General features: G+C 74.1%; 9 protein-coding genes. 5 read left to right on the plus strand and 4 right to left on the minus strand.

Features of this window, described 5'->3' with window-relative positions; all coding sequences use genetic code 11:
* Positions 1-43: 43 nt before the first annotated feature.
* On the plus strand, positions 44-544 hold the full coding sequence (locus tag ACFC1T_RS20430) for an FBP domain-containing protein (protein WP_375890486.1): 501 nt from the start codon (positions 44-46) through the stop codon (positions 542-544).
* 119 nt (positions 545-663) lie between these two features.
* On the opposite strand, the gene ACFC1T_RS20435 is transcribed toward ACFC1T_RS20430, so the two are convergent.
* Complete coding sequence (locus ACFC1T_RS20435; protein WP_375890488.1) at positions 664-2,523, minus strand: amino acid adenylation domain-containing protein; 1,860 nt, start codon at positions 2,521-2,523, stop codon at positions 664-666.
* 304 nt (positions 2,524-2,827) lie between these two features.
* On the opposite strand from ACFC1T_RS20435, the gene ACFC1T_RS20440 reads away from it, so the two are divergent.
* From ACFC1T_RS20440 to ACFC1T_RS20455, 4 genes are all read left to right on the plus strand, one after another.
* On the plus strand, positions 2,828-6,217 hold the full coding sequence (locus ACFC1T_RS20440) for an amino acid adenylation domain-containing protein (protein ID WP_375890490.1): 3,390 nt from the start codon (positions 2,828-2,830) through the stop codon (positions 6,215-6,217).
* Between the two features lie 59 nt (positions 6,218-6,276).
* Positions 6,277-7,095, plus strand: coding sequence for a phytanoyl-CoA dioxygenase family protein (locus ACFC1T_RS20445; protein WP_375890492.1), 819 nt, complete (start codon positions 6,277-6,279; stop codon positions 7,093-7,095).
* Positions 7,096-7,270: 175 nt separating this feature from the next.
* Positions 7,271-15,196, plus strand: coding sequence for an amino acid adenylation domain-containing protein (locus ACFC1T_RS20450; protein ID WP_375890494.1), 7,926 nt, complete (start codon positions 7,271-7,273; stop codon positions 15,194-15,196).
* Positions 15,196-19,164, plus strand: coding sequence for an amino acid adenylation domain-containing protein (locus tag ACFC1T_RS20455; protein ID WP_375890496.1), 3,969 nt, complete (start codon positions 15,196-15,198; stop codon positions 19,162-19,164). The genes ACFC1T_RS20450 and ACFC1T_RS20455 overlap by 1 nt, the downstream gene beginning before the upstream one ends.
* Before the next feature lie 94 nt (positions 19,165-19,258).
* Here ACFC1T_RS20455 and ACFC1T_RS20460 read toward each other — a convergent pair whose 3' ends face one another.
* From ACFC1T_RS20460 to ACFC1T_RS20470, 3 genes are read right to left on the minus strand one after another with little or no spacing between them, the layout of a single operon-like run.
* Positions 19,259-20,299: a GntG family PLP-dependent aldolase gene (locus tag ACFC1T_RS20460; protein WP_375890557.1), complete on the minus strand. Its 1,041-nt coding sequence runs from the start codon at positions 20,297-20,299 to the stop codon at positions 19,259-19,261.
* A 49-nt stretch (positions 20,300-20,348) separates the two neighbouring features.
* Positions 20,349-21,632, minus strand: coding sequence for a cytochrome P450 (locus tag ACFC1T_RS20465; RefSeq protein ID WP_375890498.1), 1,284 nt, complete (start codon positions 21,630-21,632; stop codon positions 20,349-20,351).
* A complete protein-coding gene (locus ACFC1T_RS20470; protein WP_375890500.1) occupies positions 21,629-23,512 on the minus strand; it encodes an amino acid adenylation domain-containing protein in 1,884 nt (627 codons plus the stop codon). Before ACFC1T_RS20470 ends, ACFC1T_RS20465 begins: the two co-directional genes overlap by 4 nt.
* Between the last annotated feature and the right edge of the window lie 20 nt (positions 23,513-23,532).

Below are 23,532 nucleotides of genomic sequence, written 5' to 3' on the forward strand. Positions count from 1 at the left end.
ATTCCCGACCGTGTCGCACAAACCCACTGCTAGGATCTGCCAAATGCGCGCACTCGACGACAACGAAGTCCGTGAATCCTTCGTCAACTGCACCAAGGGAGAGGCGCGCAGGCTCAGCCTTCCCCGCAACCTCTCCGAACTCCCATGGGACGACCTGGACTTCCTGGGCTGGCGGGATCCGGGCGCGCCCGACCGCGGCTACCTGGTGGTGGAGCGGGGCGACGGCCTGGTGGGGATCACCCTGCGGTCGCCGAACGTCCGGCGCAGCCTGACGAAGACCAACGTCTGCTCGCTGTGCATCACCATCCACGGCGGCAGCGGGGTCGCCCTGCTCTCCGCCCGGCTGGCCGGCCCGGCCGGGCGCGAGGGGAACACCGTCGGCACGTACATCTGCGCCGACCTGGCCTGTTCGCTGTACGTGCGCGGCAAGCGCAGGTCGGCCTCGGTCAGCCGCCCCGAGGAGTCGCTCTCGCTGGAGGAGCAGATCGCCCGCACGATGACCAACCTCGACGCCTTCGTGGCGCAGGTGCTCAAGAAGGTGTGACCCGCGGGCCGCGGGCGGCGAACCGCGGACGCGGGAGGCCGGAGGCCGACGACCCGGGTGGTCGTCGGCCTCCGGCGTCATGACGCCCCGGCCTCGACGCCCCGGCCTCGACGCCCCGGTCACGACACCCCGGCCTCGAAGGCCTCCCGCAGGTGGGCTGTGAACCGCTCGACCGTGGGACGTTCGTAGAGCGCCTCGGCACTGAGGCGCAGTCCGGTGAGGGCCTCGATCCGGTCCACGATCCCGGCCGCCAGCAGGGAGTGGCCGCCCAGCTCGAAGAAGTCGTCCCGCACGCCCACCGGTTGGATCCCGAGCGCCTCGGCCCAGACCTCGGCGATGATGCCCTCGATCTCGTCCCGCGGCGCCGCGTACGGCGTGCCGAGGTCCGGGCGGCCCTCGTCGGGGCGGGGCAGGGCCCGCCGGTCGACCTTGCCGTTCGGGGTCAGCGGCAGTTCGTCCAGGGCCACGAAGCGGCCGGGGACCATGTGCTCCGGCAGGCTGCGGCGGCACCAGTCCCGCAGCGCGGCGACCTCGGGCGCCCGGCCGCTGCGCCAGACCCCGTACGCCACCAGGACGGTGCCGCCCGGGAGGTCCTCGCGGGCCAGCACGGCGACGGCGAAGGCCTCCGGGTGGGCGCCGAGCACCGCCTCGACCTCGCCGAGGTCGATCCGCATGCCGCGCAGCTTGACCTCGTGGTCGATCCGCCCGAGGAAGTCCAGGCAGCCGTCCGGGCGGCGGCGCACCAGGTCGCCGGTGCGGTAGGCCCGGGCGGACGCCTCCGGGGAGCCGTCCTGCGGCGAGCCGGGCTGAGGCGAGCCGGGCTGCGGGGAACCCGCCCGCGGCGCGCCGGGGTGCGGCACGAACCGCTCGGCGGTCAGCCCGGGCCGCCGCCAGTAGCCGCGGGCGACCCCGGCCCCGCCGATCCACAGCTCGCCCGGGGTGCCGTCGGGGACGGCGGCACCCGCCTCGTCCACCACCAGCACGTCGGTGCCGCGGATCGGGCGGCCGATCGACACCCGGCCGCCGCCGGGGTCGACCTCCCAGGCCGTGGCCCAGACGGTCGTCTCGGTGGGCCCGTAGACGTTGGTGACGGCGGACGCCACGCCGGCCAGCGCCCCGGCCAGTTCGGCGGTCAGCGCCTCGCCGCCGACGACGACCCGCAGGCCCGGCACCCGCTCCCGGAGCTCGGGGACGAGCAGGCGCAGCAGCGAGGGCGTGGACTGCAGCAGGGTCGCCGCCGAGCCCCGCACCGCCTCGGCCAGCCGCCGCGGGTCGTGCACCAGTTCACGCCCGGCCAGCACCACGGTGCCACCGCTGACCAGCGGCCCGAAGATCTCCAGCACGGCGATGTCGAAGGAGACGGTGGTGATCGCGAAGAACCGGTCCTCGGGGCCCAGCGCGAACCGCTCGACCATGTCGGCCAGGAAGTTCACCACGCCGGCGTGCCGGACCATCACGCCCTTGGGCAGGCCGGTGGAGCCCGAGGTGTAGATCAGGTAGGCGAGGTCGTCGGGTCCGGCGAGGCCGTCGAGGCAGGCCCCGCCGTCCGGCTCGTCCGGGTCATCGGTGTGCTGCGGCCCGTCCAGGTCCTCCAGCAGGAGTTCCGGGAGGCCCTCGGCCCAGGCCCGGCCGCGGTGGTGACGGTCGGTCACCAGAACGGCGGCTTCGGCGTCCTCGACCATGAAGCGCAGCCGCACGTCCGGGTACGAGGGGTCGAGCGGCAGGTAGGCGGCGCCCGCCTTGAGCACCGCCAGCAGCGCCGCGACCAGGCCGGTGCCGCGTTCGACGGCCACCGCGACGTGGCTGCCGGGGGTGACGCCGCGGGCCTGCAGGGCCCGGGCCAGCCGGTCGGCCCGGGCGTTCAGCTGCCGGTAGGTCGTCCGGTCCGGCCCGCTGACCACCGCGAGCGCGTCCGGGGTGCGGCCGACCTGGGCCTCCACCATCCGGTGGACCGTCGGCGCGTCGTCTGCGGAGAGCATGGATCCCCCATCGTCGGGTACGGTGCGGACTGCGTCGACAGAGCGATCCTGCAACGGGGCGGGCCCCGGGAACAAGATCCATGGGCGATCATCCCGCCCTGATGTCCAGTTCATGACAATATCTCACCTCTCGTCGGCCCCTGCGCCGGTACGGCGCGATTCCGGCGAGTTTCCCGACGGGGCAATACCGTTCGGGGAAAACTCGGGCTACCGAACCTCCCCGGTTCCTGGCAGACTCGACGATTGATCGACAACGGGGCCGTCGCGGACACAATCTCCCGGCCCCCTACGAACTTCCACAACCATGAGGCCGGGCACGTCGATTGACACAGTGCCGTCGACACGGGGGTGCGGCGTGAATTCCGAGAACGAACTCCTTCGACGCCTACGCGAAAACCGTAGGACCACGACGGGAAAACCGACGGTCGAACACCTTCCGGCCACCGGACCGATTCCCGCGTCGAGTGCCCAGCAACGCCTGTGGTTCCTCGACCGGTTGCACGGCGGCAACGCGGCCTACAACGTCCCGATCGCCGTCCGGATCGACGGCCCGCTCCGGCCCGAGGCCCTCACCACCGCCGTCCGCGACCTGGTCCGCCGACACGAGGCGCTGCGGACCCGCTTCACCTTCGACGGCCGGGAGCTCGTCCAGGAGACCGTCTCCGCACCGGAGTTCGACGTCCCGTACCGCACCGTCGAGGGCGCCGACCCGGCCGCCCGGGCGGCCGAGCTCGGCCGCCTGCTGACCGCCGAGGCCCGTCGGCCCTTCACCCTCGACGGCGAACTCCTGGTCCGGGCCGCGCTCCTGCGCACGGAACCCGAGCGGCACGTCCTCCTGCTGAACGTCCACCACAGCGTGATCGACGGCTGGTCCGAGCGGGTCCTCCTCGCCGAACTGTGGACGCGCTACGACGGCCTGACCACCAGCTCCGCCGCCGAACTCCCGCCGCTGACAGCCACCTTCGCCGACCACGCGCGCCGGGAACGCGCGGCCGTCGACGAGGGCGGGTTCCGGGACGGCCTGCGGTACTGGCAGGAGCAGCTGCGCGGCCCGCTCCCCGGGCTCGACCTGCCCACCGACCGCCCCCGGCCCGCGCGGCCGAGCTTCGCGGGCGACGCCGTCCTGCTCGAACTGCCGCCACCGCTCACCGCCCGCGTCGGCGAGCTCTGCCGGGCCGAGGGCGTCACCCCCTTCATGCTGGCGGCGGCCGTCCTGAACGTCGTGCTGTCGCACCGCACCGGCGGCACGGACCTGGTGGTCGGCACGCCGGTCGCCAACCGGCGGCAGCCCGAGTTCCACGGCGTCGTGGGCTTCTTCGCCAACACGGTGGCCCTGCGCACCAGCCTGGCCGGCTCCCCCGACGTCCGGGAGCTGCTGCGCCGCACCCGCAGCACGGTGGCAGCGGCGCAGGACCACGAGGCCGTCCCCTTCGCCCAGGTGGTCGAGGCCGTCGCCGCTGGGCGGGAGCGGACCGGCGCCGCGCCCTTCCAGGTCCTCTGCACCTACACGGACCTCCACGACTCCCCGGCCCCCCGAGCGCCCGGAACGGCCGGAGCGCCCGGAACGGCCCTGAGCACCGGGTTCGTCGAGATCGCCGGGTGCAGCACCCGCTTCGACCTGGAGGTCCAGGTCGAGCGGCGCCCGACCGGCCTGGTCTGCCGCTTCGTCTACGCCACCGAGCTCTTCGACCGCGACCGGGTCCGGCGACTGGCGGAGCACTACCTGGAGGTGCTGACCGCCGCCGTGGCCGACCCGGACCGGCCCGTCGCCGACCTCCCCACGGTCTCCGCGGCGGAGCGCGCCCTGCTGCTGGCCACCGGCACCGGCGAGCAGCTCGCGTCGCCCCCGCGCACCGTCCCCGAGCTCTTCCAGGACCAGGCCGCCCGCACCCCGGACGCCGCGGCGCTGCTGTACGAGGACGAGGCACTCGGCTACGCGGAGCTGAACCGCCGTGCCAACCGGCTCGCCCACGCGCTGATCGCCCGGGGCGCCGGGCCGGAACGGGTGGTCGCGCTGCTGCTGCCGCGCTCCCCGGACATGTTCGTCGGCCTGCTGGCGGTGCTCAAGACCGGGGCGGTCTACCTGCCGGTCGACCCGGACTACCCGCCCGAGCGGATCGCCCACCTGCTCGGCGACGCGCGCCCCGTCCTCGCCCTCACCCACGCCGACACCGCGCCGGCCCTGCCGAACGGCGTCCCCCAGCTGCGGACGGACACCGCCGACACCGCCGCGGAACTCGCGCAGCGACCGGACCGCGACCCCGAGGACCGCGACCGCACCGCCCCGCTGCACCCGCAGCAGTCCGCCTACCTGATCTACACCTCGGGCTCGACCGGCACCCCCAAGGGCGTCCTGATGCCCGCCGCCGGCCTGCTCAACCTGCTGGCCTGGCACCGCGCCGCCTTCCCCGGCGGTCCCGGCACCAGGACCGCCCAGTTCTGCGCGATCGGCTTCGACGCGTCCGTCCAGGAGATCCTGACCACCCTGGTGTCGGGCAAGACCCTGGTCGTCCCCACCGACGCGATCCGCCGCAGCCCGGAGGACCTGGCCGCGTGGATCGAGCGGTACGAGGTCGACGAGCTGTTCGCACCCACCTCGGTGATCGAGGCCCTGTACGAGGCGGCCGAGGAGCACGGACGGGCCCTCGCCCCGCTGCGCACCGTCTACCAGGGCGGCGAGGCGCTGACCACCAGCGCCCGGACCCGCGCCTTCCACCACCCCGACACCGGCCGGCGGCTGCACAACGTCTACGGGCCGGCCGAGACCCACGCCGTCACCGCGTACAGCACGGCGCCGGACAGCACCGGCTGGCCGGCCACCGCCCCGATCGGCGGCCCGATCGCCAACACCCGGGTGTACCTGCTGGATCCGGGCCTGCGCCTGGTCCCGTACGGCGTGGTCGGAGAAGTCCACCTGGCCGGAGCCGGCGTCGCCCGGGGCTACGCGGGCCGGCCCGACCGGACGGCGGAGCGCTTCCTGCCCGACCCGTTCGGGCCGCCCGGTTCGCGGATGTACCGCACCGGCGACCTGGCCCAGTGGCTGCCCGACGGAACCCTGGCCTTCCTCGGCCGGGCGGACCACCAGGTCAAGATCCGGGGCTTCCGGGTGGAGCCCGGGGAGATCGAGGAGGCCCTGACCCGGCACCCGGCCGTGGCCCGGGCGGCGGTGCTGGCGCGGGAGGACCGGCCCGGCGGGAAGACCCTGGTCGGCTACCTCGTCCCGGCCCCGGCCCCGGCCGGCCCCGATCGCGCTGTCGGCCCCGCCGCCGACCCCGCCGCCGACCCCGCCCCGACTCCGGCGGAGCTGCGACAGCACCTGTCCCGCACACTGCCCTCCTTCATGCTGCCCGCGTCCTACGTGTGGCTCGACCGGCTGCCGCTGACCCCGAACGGCAAGCTCGACCGGGCCGCCCTCCCCGCGCCCGGGGCCGAACCTCCCTCCACCCCGAGGGAGTTCACCAGCGAGACCGAACGGCGGCTGAGCGCGGTCTTCGCCAAGGTCCTGCGCAGGCCGGACATCGACGTCGACCGGAGCTTCTTCGACCTCGGCGGGCACTCGCTGCTGGCCACCCGGCTGATCAACCGGATCCGCTCGGAGCTGGGCGTCGAACTGCCGCTCCGCGCGCTCTTCGAGACCCCCACGGTGGCCGAGCTGGCCGCGCTGCTGGACAGCGCCGCCGCGACCGGCCGGTGACACTGTGTTGAACCCGCACACCGACGTGCGCCCACCCACCGACGCAGGAGTGTCGTGCCATGACCGAACCCGATGTCGACTTCGACGGAATCCTTGAGCGGTACCGCCGGGACGGCTTCGTCGTCCTCCCCGCCCTGATCCCCGACCAGCTCCTCCAGGAGATCCGCCGGGCGCTCCCCGCCCTCCTCGCCGAGGACGGCCCGCAGCGCTTCTTCGAGCAGGACGGCAGCACCGTCCGCGCCGTCTACGGCCTGCACCGCAAGGACGCCCCCTGGCGCACCGTCAGTGAGGAGACGCTCCTCCCCCGCGCGGCACGGACGCTGCTGGGCGAGGACATGTACGTCTACCAGTGGAAGATCAACCCGAAGGCCGCCAACACCGGTGACCGCTGGGAGTGGCACCGCGACTTCACCTTCTGGCAGCGGGAGGACGGCATGCCCGCACCCGACGCGCTCACCGCGGCCGTCTTCCTGGACGAGGTCACCGAGGAGAACGGCCCGCTCCAGCTGATCCCCGGCAGCCACGCCGTCGCGACCAGGTACGAGACCGCCGAGGAACAGCGGGCGGACAGCGCCAGCCGTGCGGACGACAACTGGTCGGCCATCGTCTCCGCCAACCTGTCGCACTCGATCCCGCCGGCCGTGGCCGAGGAACTCGCCGAGGAGCACGGCGTCCACCGGGCGACCGGGCCCGCCGGGACGGTGGTGCTGTTCAGCAGCAACATCGTGCACGGCTCCTCGCCCAACCGGTCCGGCCAGCCCCGGACGCTCGCGCTGATCAGCTACAACACGGTGGGCAACGCTCCGGCGGAGTGGGCGAACCCGCGCCCCGAGTTCTTCCTCAACCACGACGCGACGGCGCTGGACGTCCGTTCCTGACCGCACGGCACGGCCGGGGCCCTCGGGGCCCGCCACCGCGCGGGCCCCGAGGCCCTGACGGCGCGGGCCCGGAGGCCATGACCGCGTGGGCCGCGCGCCGCCACCGGCCGACGCCGCCCGCCCGCTCCTCCGATCACGAGACCATCCACAGAACCCTCCATGAAGTGGACACGACATGCCCCTCGACGATGAGAACTCCCCCCTGCCCCGCCGGGACATCGCGAGCGAGGTGGTGGACGCGGACGTGGACGCGGACGTGGACGCGGACGCGGACGTGGACGTCTCCACGGTTCGGCGGGAGGAGCGGACCGGCTCGGCACCGCTCTCGTACGCCCAGGAACGCCTCTGGTTCCTCGACCGGATGGACCCCGGCAACACCGCCTACACCGTCCCCGTCGCCCTGCACCTGCGCGGCGAGCTCGACCGGGCGGCCCTGGCCCGGGCCCTGGACCGGCTCGTGGACCGGCACGAGATCCTGCGCACCCGGTTCACCGAAGGCCCGGACGGCGCACCCGTCCAGGTCGTCGACCCGCGCGGCGAGCTCCCGCTCACCCCCGTCGACGCGGCCGGCTGGGACGACGCCCGGCTCTCCGAAGCGCTGCACCGCGAGGCCTACCGGCCCTTCGACCTCACCCGCGGCCCGCTCGCCCGGGCCTCCCTCCTCCGGCGCGGGCCGCAGGAGCACGTGCTGCTGCTGACCATGCACCACATCGTCACCGACGGCTGGTCGTCCTGGGTCCTCTCCCAGGAGCTGGAGGAGCTGTACGGCGCCTTCCGGCTCGGCGAAGGCGATCCACTGCCCGAACTCCCGGTGCAGTACGCGGACTTCGCGATCTGGCAGCGCCGCCGACGGCAAGGGGAGCCGGCGGCGGAACACCTCGCCTACTGGCGTGACCGGCTGGCCGGGCTGGAGCCACTGGACCTGCCCACCGACCGCCCCCGTCCCGCCGTCCGCGGCACCCGCGGCGCCTCCCACAGCATCACCCTGCCGGAGGACCTCGCCACCGCGCTCCACGCACTCACCCGGACTCCGGGGACCACCACCTACATCGCTCTGCTGGCCACCCACCAGATCCTGCTGGCCGCCTACACCGGCCGCCGGGACATCGCCGTGGGCACCCCCTTCGCCGGCCGCAACCGCTCCGAGATCGAGGACCTGGTCGGGTTCTTCGTCAACACCGTGGTGGTCCGGACCGACCTCAGCGGCAACCCGACCGTCCGCGAGGTCCTGGACCGGACCCGTGAGAGCACCCTCGGCGCCCACGCCCACCAGGACCTCCCCTTCGAGCGCCTGGTCGCCGAACTAGCCCCCCACCGCGACCTCAGCCGCACCCCGCTCTTCCAGACCATGCTCGGCGTCCAGAGCGCCGCCACCGGCACCTGGCAGCTCCCCGGCCTCGACGTCCGCACCCTTCCGCTGGACGACACCGCCGCCAAGTTCGACCTCACGATCAACGCCACCGAGTCCGACACCGGCCTGACCGTCGAATTCACCTACAGCACCGAGCTGTTCGACCCGGCGACGATCGAGCGGCTGGCCGTCCACTTCCAGAACGTCCTGCGGGTCCTCACCACCGACCCCGACGCCCGGGTGGACGACCTCGACCTCCTGGGCCCCGAGGAACGCCACCGCATCCTGCACGAGTGGAACGACACCGCCGCGCCCCACCCCCACGACCGCACCGTGCACCAGCTGGTCCAGGAACAGGCCCGGGTGCGGCCGGACGCGATCGCCCTCGTCCACGGCGACCAGGAGATCGGCTACCGCGAACTCGACGAGCGCGCCAACCGACTCGCCCACCGGCTGCGGGAGTCCGGGGTCCGCACGGACTCCGCGGTGGGCGTCTGCGCCGAGCGCGGCCCCGAACTCGTCATCGGCCTGCTCGCCGTCCTCAAGGCCGGCGCCGCCTACCTCCCGCTCGACCCCACCCACCCCACCGAACGCCTCACCCGGATCCTCGCCACCGCCCGCACCGCCGTCGTCCTCCACGACGCCCACCTCGCGGACCGCCTGGGCCCGTACGACGGCACCCTCATCGCACTCGGCGACCCCGCCACCGCCACCCGCCCGGCCACCGACCCGGCCGTCGACGTCCGGCCCGACAACCTCGCCTACGTGATCCACACCTCCGGATCCACCGGCACCCCCAAGGGCGTCCAGATCACCCACCGCTCCGCGCTCAACACCTGCGCGGGCATGGCCGAGTCGCTCGCCGTGTCGGCCGAGGACCGGGTGCTCCTGAAGACGCCCTTCGCCTTCGACGTCTCGGCCTGGGAGTTCGTCACCACCCTGATCAGCGGGGCGACCCTGGTGATCGCCCCGCCCGGCGCGGAGCGGGATCCGGCGCTGCTCGCCCGCACGGTGCACGAGACCGGGACGACCGTGCTCAACTTCGTCCCGAGCCTGCTCCAGCGCTACCTCGAAGTCCCCGACGTCCAGCGCCTGTCCGCCTCCCTGCGCGTCGTGCTGTGCGGCGGCGAGGTGCTGCCGGCCACCGTCGCCCGGAAGGTCCGGGAATCCCTCGGCGGCGCGGAGTTCCGCAACCTCTACGGTCCGAGCGAGGCGACGATCAACGCCACCTCCTACGACTGCCGTTCGGGGTCACGGGAGGAACCGGTGCCGATCGGACGACCGCTCGACAACACCCGGGCGTACGTCCTGGACCGGGCCGGGCGTCCCGTCCCGATCGGCGTCACCGGCGAGCTGTACCTCGGCGGCGACGGCCTGGCCCGCGGCTACCACCACCAACCCGCCCTGACCGCGGACCGGTTCGTCCCCGACCCGTACGCGACGTCCCCGGGCGCCCGCCTCTACCGCACCGGCGACCTCGCCCGCTACCGCCCCGACGGCACCCTCGACTTCCTCGGCCGCACCGACGACCAGGTCAAGATCCGCGGCCACCGGATCGAGCTCGGTGAGATCGACGCCCGGCTGCTGGAGCACCCCGCCGTCACCGCCGGCACCACCGTCGTCCGCGAGGACACCCCCGGCGACAAGCGACTCGTCGCCTACCTGACCAGTAACTCCATTACCCCATTGAGCACTTCGGAGCTCCGCGAGCACCTGCGCCGCCACCTGCCCGACTACATGCTCCCCGCCGCCTTCCTCACCCTCGACGAACTGCCGTTGACCCCCAACGGCAAGATCGACCGCCGGGCCCTCCCAGCACCCGACCACACCCGCCCCGACCTCGACACCGCCTTCACCGCACCCACCACCCCCAACGAACAAGCCCTCGCCCGGATCTGGACCGACATCCTCGGCCTCACCACCGTCGGCATCCACGACAACTTCTTCGACCTCGGCGGACACTCCCTCCTCGCCACCCGCGTCACCTCCCGCCTGCGCACCGAACTCGGCCACGAACTCCCCGTCCGCGCCCTCTTCGAGACCCCCACCATCGCCCAACTCGCCACCACGCTCGGCGAACCGCAGGCCGCCGGCGCACCGCCCGTCGAAGCAGCCGAACGCCCCGCCGCCATCCCGCTCTCGTACGCCCAGGAACGCCTCTGGTTCCTCGACCAGATGGAGCCGGACAGCAACGCCTACACCGTCCCCGTCGCCCTGCACCTGCTCGGCGACCTGGACCGGCCCGCGCTCGGCACCGCCCTTCGGCAGCTCGTCGCCCGCCACGAAGTCCTGCGCACTCGCTTCCCGTTGGGCGCCGACGCCACCCCCGTCCAGGTCATCGACCGGACCGGCAAGCTGCCGCTGGTCGGCATCGAGGCGGGCGACTGGGACGACGCCCGCCTCGCCCAGGCCCTGGCGGACGAGGCGGCCCTGCCGTTCGACCTCGAACACGGTCCGCTCGCCCGCGCGCGCCTGTTCCGTCTCGCCCCGCAGGAACACGTGCTCCTGCTAGCGATGCACCACATCGTCACCGACGGCTGGTCCTACCGCATCGTCATCCGGGAGCTGGAGGAGCTGTACGGCGCCCTCCTGGCCGACTATCCCGACCGCCCTGACCACCCCGACCGCCCTGACGGAGCCGACCGGGCGAAGGGGCTGCCCGAACTCCCGGTGCAGTACGCCGACTTCGCGCTCTGGCAGCGCCGGTGGCTCCAGGGCGAGGTACTGGAGGGACAGGCGGCCTACTGGCGGGAGCAACTCGCCGGGCTGGAACCGCTGGAGCTGCCCACCGACCGCCCCCGCCCCGCCGTCCGCAGCAGCCGAGGCGCCACCCACACCCTCACCCTGCCCGGCACCCTCACCACCGCCCTGCACAAACTCGGCCAGGACCACGGCGTCACCACCTTCATGACCCTGATGGCCACCTACCAGATCCTCCTCCGCACCTACACCGGCCACCACGACATCGCCGTCGGCACCCCCGTCGCCAACCGCAACCGCTCCGAAACCGAAGACCTCATCGGCTTCTTCGTCAACACCCTCGTCCTCCGCGCCGACCTCACCGGCAACCCCACCCTCCGCGAAGTCCTGCGCCACACCCGCGACACCGCCCTCAACGCCTACGCCCACCAGGACCTCCCCTTCGAACGCCTGGTCTCCGAACTCGCCCCCCAACGCGACCTCAGCCGCACCCCCCTCTTCCAGACCATGCTCACCGTCCAGGACGCCACCCTCGACAGCTGGCAGCTCCCCGGCCTGGACGTCCGCACCCTCCCGCTCGGCGACGACGTCGCCAAGTTCGACCTCACGGTCACGGCCACCGAGTCCGACACCGGCCTGACCGTCGACTTCACCTACAACACCGACCTGTTCGACGCGTCGACCATCGAGCGACTGGCCACCCACTTCCAGCACCTGCTCACCGCCGTCACCACCGACCCCGACGCCCGCCTCGACGACCTCGACCTTCTGAGCCCCGACGAGCGCCGTCGCATCCTCCAGGACTGGAACAACACCACCGCGCCCTACCCCCACGACCGCACCGTCCACCAACTCGTCGAACAGCACGCCGCCGAACGCCCCGACGCCACCGCCCTCGTCCAGGGCGAACGACGGTTCAGCTACCGCGAGCTCAACGAACGTGCCAACCAACTCGCCCACCGACTCCGGGAATCCGGCGTCCACCCCGACACCACCGTCGGCATCTGCGCCGAACGCAGCCCCGAACTCGTCATCGGCCTGCTCGCCGTCCTCAAAGCCGGCGCCGCCTACCTCCCCCTCGACCCCACCCACCCCACCGAACGCCTCACCCACCTCCTGACCTCCACCCGCACCGCCGTCGTCCTCCACCACCCCCACCAGGCCGGTCTGTCGGCCTCCTTCGGCGGCACCCTGATCCCGCTGGACGATCCGGCCACGGCCGACCGGCCGGCCACCGATCCCGGCCACCCCGTCAGTCCGCAGAACCTCGCCTACGTGATCTACACCTCCGGCTCCACCGGCACCCCCAAGGGCGTCCAGATCACCCACCAGGCCGTCCTACGCCTCACCCACAACACCCGCATCGCCGACACCACCCCCGACGACGTCTTCCTCCACCTCAACTCCATCGCCTTCGACGCCTCCAGCTACGAGATCTGGACCCCCCTCACCACCGGCGCCACCCTCGCCATCGCCGCCCCGGGCCGCACCACCACCGAAACCGCCACCCACGACATCCACACCCACCGACCCACCGTCCTCCTCCTCACCACCGCCCTGTTCAACGCCCTGATGGACAACGCTCCGCAGGCCTTCGCCACGGCCCGCCACGTCCTGGTCGGCGGCGAGGCGCTCTCCCCCACCCACGTCAACGCCTTCCAGGGGCTGCACCCGGACAAGAGCCTGGTCAACGTCTACGGGCCGAGCGAGAGCGCGACCATCACCTCCACCGCCCTGCTGTCGACCCGCCAGGGGAGCACCGTCACGATCGGGCGGCCGATCGACAACACCCGCATCCACGTCCTCGACCCGGCCGGACGCCCCGTCCCCATCGGCGTCACCGGCGAGCTCCACATCGGCGGCGACGGCCTGGCCCGCGGCTACCACCACCAACCCGCCCTCACCGCCGACCGCTTCCTCCCCGACCCGTACGCGACGTCCCCGGGCGCCCGGCTCTACCGCACCGGCGACCTCGCCCGCTACCGCCCCGACGGCACCCTCGACTTCCTCGGCCGCACCGACGACCAGGTCAAGATCCGCGGCCACCGGATCGAGCTCGGCGAGATCGACGCCCGCCTCCAGCAGCATCCGGCCGTGACCGCCGGCACCACCGTCGTCCGCGAGGACACCCCCGGCGACAAGCGGCTCGTCGCCTACCTCACCACCAGCTCACCCACCCCGCCCACCACCACCGAACTCCGCGAGCACCTGCGCCGCCACCTGCCCGACTACATGCTCCCCGCCGCCTTCCTCACCCTCGACCGCCTCCCGCTCACCCCCAACGGCAAGATCGACCGCCGGGCCCTGCCCGCCCCCGACCACACCCGCCCCGACCTCGACACCGCCTTCGCCGCACCCACCACCCCCGCCGAACAGGCGCTCGCCCGGATCTGGGAAGAAGTCCTCGGCCTCGCCACCGTCGGCATCCACGACAACTTCTTCGAGCTCGGCGGCGACTCGATCCTGGGCATGCAGGTGATCGCCAAGGCCAAGCGCTTCGGTCTGCGGCTGACCCCCCGGATGATCTTCCAGTACGAGACGGTGGCCGAGATCGCCGCCCACCAGCACCAGGCCGGCGCGGTCGACGCCGAGCAGGGCCGGGTGGCCGGGGACGTCCCGCTGACGCCCGTCCAGCACTGGCTGTTCGACCAGCGCCCCGTCCGACCGGACCACTTCAACCAGTCGGTCCTGCTCGACGTAGCAGACCTCGCCCCGGAACTGCTGCGGCCCGCGCTGGCAGCGGTGGTCGACCACCACGACGCGCTGCGCCTGCGCTTCCCGCGGGACGGCGCCGGGCCCGCCCGGCACGGCCTCCCGGCCGACCCCGAGCAGCTGCTGAGCGACGTGGACCTCTCGGCCGTCCCGGACGCCGAACTGACCGACCGGCTCCAGCGGTCGGCCGACGCACTGCAGCGCGGACTGGACATCGCCGAAGGCCCGCTGGCCCGCGGCGCGCTGTTCGACCTCGGCGGGGCCCGCGGCCGGCTGCTGCTGGTCGTCGTCCACCACCTGGTCGTGGACGGCGTCTCCTGGCGGATCCTGCTGGAGGACCTCGGCACTGCGTACGCCGCGCTGGCCGCGGGCCGGGAGGTGCTGCTGCCCGCCAAGACGACCTCCTTCCGCGCCTGGTCACGGAGGCTGACCGAGTACGCCCTCTCCCCGGCCGCCACGGACGAGCTGGCGTACTGGACCGCCGCCCCGCCGCCCGTCCCGCTGCCCCGCGACCGCACCGCACGAGCCGACGACGCCGACGCCGACGCCGACGGCCGAACCGACGACGACGGCAACACCGTCGCCGCCGAGGAGTCCGTCACCCTCCGGCTGACCGAGGAGTCCACCGAGGCGCTGCTGCGCCAGGTGCCCCGCGCCCTCGGCACCCAGATCAACGACGTGCTGCTCACCGCCCTCACCGAGGCCGTGGCCGGCTGGACCGGCCGCGACACCGTGCACGTCGACCTCGAAGGCCACGGCCGGGAGGACCTCTTCCCCGAGGTCGACCTCTCCCGCACGGTCGGCTGGTTCACCAGCGTCTTCCCGGTCACCCTGCACCGGGAGCCCGGCGCCGGGCCCGCCCGGCAGGCGGGTGCCGTCCGCGACCAGCTCGCCCGGGTGCCCCGACGCGGCGTCGGGTACGGGATCCTGCGCCACCTGGGTGCCCCCGGGGCGCGGGAGGCGCTGGGCCGCCCGGCACCGGAGATCAGCTTCAACTACCTCGGCCAGTTCGACCGCGAGCTGCCCGGTCTGGGCGGCTACGCCGACCCGGACCTGCTGCGGGCCGGCGAACTCGACCCGTCGATGCGGCGCGGCCACCTGCTCCAGGTGACCGGCAGCGTGCTCGACGGGCGGCTGCGGATCGACATCGGCTACGCGCCCGCCGTCCACCACCGGGAGACCGCCCAGGGCCTGGTGGACGCGATGGAGCGCACGCTCACCGCGCTGGTCGCCGCCGCCTCCGAGGGCGCCGGCCCCGCCGCCCCCACCGTCCACGACTTCCCCCTGGCCGACCTCGAAGCATCGGATCTGGCCGCCATCCTCAAGAGGTTCTCCTGATGACCCAGCACAACGTCGAGGACATCCACCGGCTCTCCCCGCTCCAGGCCGGGATGCTCTTCCACTCCGTCGACGACTCCGGCGGCGAACAGCCGTACCTGGTGCAGACGGTGGACGAGCTGTCGGGACCGCTGGACCGCTCGGCGTTCCGGCAGGCCTGGCAGCAGCTCCTGGACCGCCACACGGCGCTGCGCAGCGTCTTCCTCTGGGAGGACCTGCCCGAGCCGCTGCAGGTCGTGCAGCGGCGGGTCGAGCTGCCGCTCGCCGAACTCGACTGGCGGGCCCACCCGGACACCGAGCAGCGCGCCCGCCTGGACGGGCTGCTGCGGGAGAACCGCGCGGCGGGCCTCGACCTCACCGCGGCCCCGCTGTTCCGGCTGACCCTGGTCGCGGTCGCCCCCGGCCGGCACTGGCTGCTGTGGACCTTCCACCACCTGCTGCTCGACGGCTGGAGCCTCCCGCTGCTCCGACGGGAGTTCGCCGAGCTGTACCGGGCGGCGCTGCGCGGCGTCCCGGCCCGGCTCCCCGCGCCCGTGCCGTACTCCCGCTACATCGCCTGGCTGGACGCCCAACCGAAGGCGGCGGCCCGGGAGTTCTGGCAGTCGTACCTGGCGGGCTTCGCGGAGCCTACCCGGCTCGGGGTGGACGGGCCGACCGGGCGGACCGGCTTCGCCGCCCACGAGCTGGTGCTGGACCAGGCGCGGTGCGCGCGGGTGCGCGAGTTCGCCCAGCGCAGCCGGGTGACGGTGAACGTCCTGGTGCAGGCCGCCTGGGCGCTGCTGCTCAGCCGGTACGGCAACGGCGAGGACGTGCTGTTCGGCACCACCGTGGCCGGGCGGCCGCCGACCCTGGCCGGCGCGGAGTCGATGGTGGGGATGTTCATCAACACCCTGCCGGTCCGGCTCCGGGTGCCCGGCGGGGAACGGGTGTCGGCGTGGCTGCGCCAGGTGCAGCGGCAGCAGGCCGAGTACCGGCAGTACGAGTTCGGGGCGCTGTCGGAGATCCAGGGCCGGAGCGGGCTGCCGAAGGGCTCGCCGCTGTTCCGGTCGATCCTGGTGTTCGAGAACTACCCGGCCGCCGCGGAGCCGGGGCGGCCGGACGAGCTGGCCGTCGAGACCCTCCTCAGCGTGGAGAACACGGGCTATCCGCTCACCCTGGTCGCCTACGCGGGCCGGGAGCTGGGGGTCCGGTTCTCGTACGACCGCGGCGTGTTCGACCGGGCCGCGGTCGAACGGATGGCGGGGCACTTCGAGAACCTGCTCGACGCCCTGGTCGCCGCCCCGGACGCCCGGCTGGACGACCTCGACCTGCTCGGCCCCGAGGAGCGCCACCGGCTCCTGCGGGACGGCAACGACACCGCCGCACCACGCCCACAGGGCCGCACCGTCCACCAGCTGGTCGAGGAGCAGGCCCGCGCGCGGCCGGACGCCGTCGCGCTGGTGCACGGCGACCGGCGGCTGCGCTACCGCGAGCTCAACGAGCGGGCCAACCGGCTCGCCCACCGCCTCCGGGGCCTCGGCGCCCGGCCGGACACCACCGTCGGGGTCTGCGCCGAGCGCGGGCCCGAGCTGGTCGTCGCCCTGCTCGCCGTCCTCAAGTCCGGCGCCGCCTACCTCCCGCTGGACCCGGCCCACCCCACCGAACGCCTCACCCACCTGCTCCTCTCCACCGGCACCGCCGTCGTGCTCCACGACGCCCACCTCGCGGACCGCCTGGGCCCGTACGACGGCACCCTCCTCGCGCTGGACGACCCCGCCACGGCCGACCACCCCGGCACCGACCCCGACCCCGTCGCCCGGCCCGACCACCTCGCCTACGTGATCCACACCTCCGGATCCACCGGCACCCCCAAGGGCGTCCAGATCACCCACCGCAACGTCCTCGGACTGTTCGCCGCGACCGCCCCGGAGTTCGGCTTCGGGCCGCAGGACACCTGGACGTTCTTCCACTCCTTCGCCTTCGACTTCTCCGTCTGGGAGCTGTGGTGCCCGCTGACCACCGGCGGCCGGGTGGTCGTGGTCGACCGGGCGACCGCCACCAGTCCGGCCGAGCTCCTCGACCTGCTGGCCCGGCAGGAGGTGACGGTGCTCAACCAGACCCCGTCCGCCTTCGCGATGCTCCAGCAGGCGCTCGACCCGGCGAGCGCCGCCCGGCTGCGACTGCGCCTGGTGGTGTTCGGCGGAGAGGCGCTCCGGCCCGCGCGACTGGGCCGCTGGCACGCGCTCATGGGCGAGGGCCGCACCCGGCTCGCCAACATGTACGGCATCACCGAGGTCACCGTGCACGCCACCCTGCGGGACGTCCGGCCCGCCGACATCCTGGCGGCGGACCCGGGCTCGCCCGTCGGCCGTCCGCTCGGCAACACCCGGGCGTACCTCCTGGACCCGGCCGGACGGCCCGTCCCGATCGGTGTCCCGGGCGAGCTGTACATCGGCGGCGAGGGCCTGGCCCGCGGCTACCTCGGCCGGCCGGCGCTGACGGCCGAGCGGTTCGTCCCCGACCCCTTCACCCCGGGTGCCCGGCTCTACCGCACCGGCGACCTCGCCCGCCGCCGTGCCGACGGCGACCTGGAGTACCTCGGCCGTAGCGACGACCAGGTCAAGATCCGCGGCCACCGGATCGAGCCCGGCGAGATCGACGCCCGCCTCCAGGAGCACCCGGCCGTCACCGCCAGCACCACCGTCGTCCGCGAGGACGACCCCGGCGACCGGCAGCTCGTCAGCTACCTGACCACCGAGGCCGGGACGGCCCCCACCACCACCGAGCTCCGCGAGCACCTGGGCGCCTTCCTGCCCGCCCACATGCTCCCCGCCGCCTTCGTCACCCTCGACCGGCTGCCGCTCACCCCCAACGGCAAGACCGACCGCCGGGCCCTCCCGGCCCCCGGCCGGGCCCGGCCGGAGCTGGCCGCCGACTACGCCGCGCCCCGCACGGCCGTCGAGGAGTCCGTCGCCGCGGTCTGGGCGGAGGTCCTCGGCCTCGCCGCCATCGGCGTCCACGACGACTTCTTCGACCTCGGCGGGGACTCGGTGAAGAGCCTGCGGATCGCCGGGAGGCTGCGCCGGCTCGACCTCGCGGTCGGCCCGGGCGACATCCTGCGCAACCCCACCGTGGCGCGGACGGCGGCGGCCGCCCGGGCCGCGGCGGCGGGCGGCCGCACCGAGCGCGGGGCCGACGGTCCCGAGGTGTCCGTCACCTGGCTGAGCCGGGGCCCGGCCCCGGCGCCCGTCCTGTTCTGCTTCCCGGAGATCTCCAACACCGTCCACGGCTACGCCCGGCTGGCGGCCGCGCTCGGCCCGGAGGTCTCGGTGGTCGCACTGGCCGCCGGGCGGCCGCGGGCGGGCGAGGGCCTGCCCGAACTGGCCCGGGCGTTCCGGCGGGCGGTCCGCGACGTCCGGCCCGCCGGCCCGTACCTGCTCGCCGGGTGGTCGATGGGCGGCGTGGTGGCGGCCGAGGTCGCCCGGCTGATCGAGGAGTCCGGCGAACGGACCGCGCTGCTGACGCTGTTCGACAGCTGCCTGCCGACGCCGGAGTACCGGGAGCACCTGGCGGGGCGCGCCGAGATCGCCCGGGAGCTGGACGAGAAGCTCCGGGCCGCCGGGCCCGGCTTCCCGGACACCCCGTGGACGGCCGAGGTCGAGGCCCTGCTGCCCGAACTGGACCTGCCGGTGGAGCTGTTGACGCTCGACCGCGAGGACCTGCTCAGCCACCTGGCGACGCTCCGGCACAACCTCGCCGCCCTGGTCGCCCACCGGCCGCGCCCGGTGCGCTGCCCGGCGCTGCTCTTCCAGGCGGCGGAGTCGGACTGGCCGGTCCCGCCGGCCGAGGGCTGGGCGGCCTTCGTCGGCTCCCTCACCGTCCGGCCGGCCCGGGGCAGCCACCTCACCCTGCTCCAGGAGCCGTACGTGGCCGGGCTGGCGGCCGAGTTGGGCGCGGCCCTGCGCGACCACCGCCCCACGACCGGCTGACCGGCTCTGACCGGCTCTGACCGGACCGCGACGCACGATGGCACCGCCCCCGTTCCGGGGCGGTGCCATCGTCGTCCAGCGGGGCCGTACGGGGTCAGTCGGTCGTCGGGCCGTCCTTGAGGACCCGGGCCACCACGGCGACGGCGGCGGTGACGTCCTCGGCGCTCACCCCGTTGTGGACGACCGCGCGGATCCGGCCGTGGCCGAACTCGGTGACCGCCAGGCCGTGCCGGGCCACCGAGGTGACGAAGCTGCGCCAGTCGAAGCGCTCGTCGGTGACCTTGAAGATCACGATGTTGGTCTCGACGGTGTCCACGTCCAGCTCCACGCCGGGCAGCAGCGCCAGGCCCTCGGCCAGCCGCCGGGCGTTGGCGTGGTCCTCGGCCAGCCGGCCCCGGGTGTCCAGTGCCACCAGCGCGGCCGCCGCCAGCAGCCCGACCTGGCGCATCCCGCCGCCGAGCATCTTGCGCAGCCGACGGACCCGCTCCACGAACTCCGCGCTGCCGGCCACCATCGAACCGACCGGCGCGCCCAGGCCCTTGGAGAGGCAGAACTGCACCGAGTCGACGTGCGCGGTGATGTCCGCGACCTCCACCCCGGCGGCGATCGCGGCGTTGACCACCCGGGCGCCGTCCAGGTGCACGGCGACGCCGCGCTCGTCGGCGAAGCGGCGCACCTCGGCCAGGTAGTCGAGCGGCAGCACCACGCCGCCGCAGCGGTTGTGGGTGTTCTCCAGGCAGATCAGCGAGGGCAGCGCGAACTGCGGGTCGTCCGGGTCCTTCGGGAAGGCGGCGGCCAGGTCGGCCAGCGCGATGGTGCCGTCGGCCTGGTTGGGCACCGGCTCGTAGACGACCCCGCCGCAGACCGCGGCGCCGCCCGCCTCGTACAGCCAGATGTCGCTCTCGGCGCCGACCACGGCCTTGGTGCCGCGCGGGGCGTGGGCCATGATCGAGGCGAGGTTGGCCATGGTGCCGCTCGGGAAGAAGCAGGCGGCCTCCTTGCCGGTCAGCTCGGCGGTGCGGCGTTCGAGCTCGTTGACCGTCGGGTCCTCGCCGTAGACGTCGTCGCCGAGCTCCGCCTCGGTGATCGCGGTGAGCATCTCGGGCGTCGGCAGTGTGAAGGTGTCACTGCGCATCTCGATCACGGCGGGAAGGTCCTCTCGTTCCGGCACGGTGCGGGGTGGATCAGCTCGCCGGGACGGGCTCGGCGAGCTGCCGGGCGGCGCCGGGGCGCAGCCTGGCGGTCACCGGGAGGTGCTTGATCCCGGCGATGAAGTTGGAGGCCAGGTGCGCGACCGGGCCGGCCGGTTCGAAGCGCTCGACCAGTTCGGTGACCTCGGTGAAGAACTCGCCGAGGGCGATCCGGGCGAGCGGGGCGCCGACGCAGTAGTGCGCGCCGAACCCGAAGGCGACGTGCCGGTTGGGGGTGCGCGCCACGTCGAAGACGTACGGGTCGTCGAAGACCGTCTCGTCGCGGTTGGCCGAGCCCAGCCAGGCGACCACGGCCTCGCCGGCCCGCACCGGTTCGCCGCCGAGGACGGTGTCCTCGGTGGCGTAGCGCATGGCGTGGGTGGCCGGGGAGGCCCAGCGCAGGCCCTCCTCGACGGCGGAGGCGACGGTGGCCCCGCCGTCGAGCAGCCGCCGGTACTGGTCCGGGTGCTCCAGCAGGGCGTTGACGGTGGTCGCGATGACGTGCGGCGCGGTGACGTTGGCGCCGAGCAGCACGTTGTAGCAGTTGTAGATGACCTCGTCGAGCCGGATCGTGCGGTCGCCGACGGTGAGCTGCTGGAGCAGCCCGACCAGGTCCTCGCGCGGGGTGCGGTCGGCGGCCACCTCGGCGAAGTAGTCGAAGAGTTCGTGGTGCGCGGAGACCAGCTGGTGGCCGCCGGAGTCGTCCCGGGAGGCGGGGTCGGCGGGGGCGATCGCGACGGTGGTGAGCCTGGTCAGTTCGGGCCAGTCGGCCTCGGGCAGGCCCATCAGGGCGCCGGTGAACATCATCGGGAAGGCGGTCATCGCGGCCGCCAGGTCCCAGGGTTCGCCGCTCGCCAGCGGTGCCAGCAGCTGCCGGGCCATCCGGCGGATGGCCGGGCGGCGGGCGGCGAGTTCGCGGGCGGAGAGCGCCTGGGCGACGGGGCGGCGCAGGTAGCCGTGGATCGGCGGGTCGCTGGCGACCATCATCCGGTCGGCGGCCGGGTCCTGTTCGCCGAGGACGGAGAGCATGTTGCCGCGCCGCGAGGTGTAGAGCGCGTGGTCGCGCAGCACGGTGCTGGTCTCGGCGTGGGCGGTGACGGAGACGTAGCCGCGGCCGCTCGGGACGGTGAGCCGGGTGACGGGGGCCTTGTGGCGGTAGTGGCGCCAGACCGCGTGGGGGTCGCCGGTGGCGTAGAAATGCGGGTCGCTCAGGTCGACGAGTTCCGGGTCCGGTGCCCCGTCCCGCTGCCCGTCGTCGCCGGGGCCGGTGATCCTCACCGGTCTGCCCCGGTCGGGGCGTCGGAGGCGAGTTCCGGCCGCTGCGTCCTGATGTGGTCCGCCAGTCCGGCCACGGTGGGGTTGAGGTAGAAGGCCCGGGCCCGGATCACCGCCTCGAACTCGGCGGTGACCTCCCGGGTGATCCGGCTGGCGGTCAGCGAGTGCCCGCCGAGGTCGAAGAAGTCGTCGTCGACACCGACCGGTTCGACGTCGAGGACCTCCTGCCAGAGCACGGTGAGCCGGTGCTCGACCGGGTCGGCGGGCGCCCGGTAGGGCACGTCGCCGTCCGGGCGGGTCCGGCCGCGCCGGGCGGCCAGGGCGTCCCGGTCGACCTTGCCGTTGGGCTTGAGCGGCAGCCGGTCCACCCAGACCAGGGCGGTGGGGATCATGCCGGCCGGGAGCTCCTCGGCCAGGGTGCGGCGCAGTTCCACCGAGGAGACGGCGTAGGGGCCGCTGTAGAAGCCGACCAGTCGGCGGTCGCCGGGGCCGTGGTCCTGGAGGACGACGGCGGCGTCCTGGACGTCGGGGTGGCGGCGCAGCCGGGCCTCGATGTCGTCGGACTCGATCCGGATGCCGTTGACCTTGAGCTGGCCGTCGGCCCGGCCGGCGAACTCGTAGGCGCCGTCGGGGCCGCGCCGGGCGAGGTCGCCGGTGTCGTACATCCGGGTGCCGGGGGCGCTCGCGTACGGGTCGGGGAGGAAGCGGTCGGCGGTGAGGCCGGGCAGTCCGAGGTAGCCGTGGGCGAGGCCGGCGCCGTTGACGAAGAGCCGGCCGACGGTGCCGTCGGGCACCGGGTCCAGCCGCTCGTCGAGGACGACCATGCCGGTGCCGTCGATCGGCCCGCCGATCGGGACGCCGCGGTCGCCGAGCGGTGCGCGGACGGGGTGGGTGCTGGTGAAGGTGGTGTTCTCGGTGGGGCCGTAGGCGGCCGAGACGAGGGTGTCGGGCAGGGCGGCGGCGGCCCGGTCGACGTGTTCGGCGGAGAGCACCTCGCCGCCGGTGAACAGCCGGCGCAGGGCGGGCAGGTCGGTCAGGCCCGCCTCGACCGCCTGGTGGAACAGGGCGGTGGTGAGGAACAGCACGGTGGTGCCGGTGTCCCGGGCGGCCTTGACCACCTCCGCCGGGCCGAGCCGGCCGGCCGGGGCGAGCGCCAGGCAGCCGCCGTTCAGCAGCGGGCCCCAGATCTCCAGGGTGGAGGCGTCGAAGGCGACCGGGGCGAGCTGGAGGAAGACGTCGTCGGGCCGGGCGTCGAGGTAGCCGGCGTCCAGCACCAGGCGCAGCACGGCGCGGTGCGGCACGCAGACGCCCTTGGGGCGGCCGGTGGAGCCGGAGGTGTAGGCGACGTAGGCGAGGTCCTCGGGGGTCTGTCCGCCCTGGGTGCCGGGGTCGTCCGTCGCCGGTGCGGCGGCCACGTCGTGGTGCCCGGCCGTCGCGTCGAGCCGGTCGGCCGTCACGTCGAAGTGTTCGGCGGCCACGTCGAGGTGCTCGAACGCGCCGTCGAGCTTCGCCCGTCGGTCCGCGTCGGTGACCACCAGCGACACCTCGGCGTCGCCCAGGATGGTGTGCAGCCGGGCGGGCGGGTCGCCCGGGTCGACGGCGACGTAGGCGGCGCCCGCCTTGAGGATGCCGAGCAGGGCGACGACCAGCCGGGGCGAGCGCTCCAGCAGGACGCCGACCCGGTCGCCGCGGCGTACGCCCCGGTCGCGCAGCCGGGCGGCGAGCGCCCCGGCGGCGGCGTCGAGGGCGCCGTAGTCGAGGTCGCCGGCCTCGCTGCGGACCGCGGTGGCGGTCGGCGCGGCCGCCGCGACGGCGGCGAAGCGGCTCGCAAGGGTCCACCCCTGCCGGGGAACTGACTCGGTCGTGCCCGGTGATTCCAACATGGTGCGGTCGCGGATCCCTT

Source organism: Kitasatospora sp. NPDC056076, assembly GCF_042266305.1.
GTDB lineage: Bacteria > Actinomycetota > Actinomycetes > Streptomycetales > Streptomycetaceae > Kitasatospora.

What these genes read in the sequence shown, in the direction of transcription:
- ACFC1T_RS20430 (WP_375890486.1), top strand. Translation starts at nt 44, where the DNA reads ATGCGCGCACTCGACGACAACGAAGTCCGTGAATCCTTCGTCAACTGC.
- ACFC1T_RS20435 (WP_375890488.1), bottom strand. Translation starts at nt 2,523, where the DNA reads ATGCTCTCCGCAGACGACGCGCCGACGGTCCACCGGATGGTGGAGGCC.
- ACFC1T_RS20440 (WP_375890490.1), top strand. Translation starts at nt 2,828, where the DNA reads ATGAGGCCGGGCACGTCGATTGACACAGTGCCGTCGACACGGGGGTGC.
- ACFC1T_RS20445 (WP_375890492.1), top strand. Translation starts at nt 6,277, where the DNA reads ATGACCGAACCCGATGTCGACTTCGACGGAATCCTTGAGCGGTACCGC.
- ACFC1T_RS20450 (WP_375890494.1), top strand. Translation starts at nt 7,271, where the DNA reads ATGCCCCTCGACGATGAGAACTCCCCCCTGCCCCGCCGGGACATCGCG.
- ACFC1T_RS20455 (WP_375890496.1), top strand. Translation starts at nt 15,196, where the DNA reads ATGACCCAGCACAACGTCGAGGACATCCACCGGCTCTCCCCGCTCCAG.
- ACFC1T_RS20460 (WP_375890557.1), bottom strand. Translation starts at nt 20,299, where the DNA reads ATGCGCAGTGACACCTTCACACTGCCGACGCCCGAGATGCTCACCGCG.
- ACFC1T_RS20470 (WP_375890500.1), bottom strand. Translation starts at nt 23,512, where the DNA reads ATGTTGGAATCACCGGGCACGACCGAGTCAGTTCCCCGGCAGGGGTGG.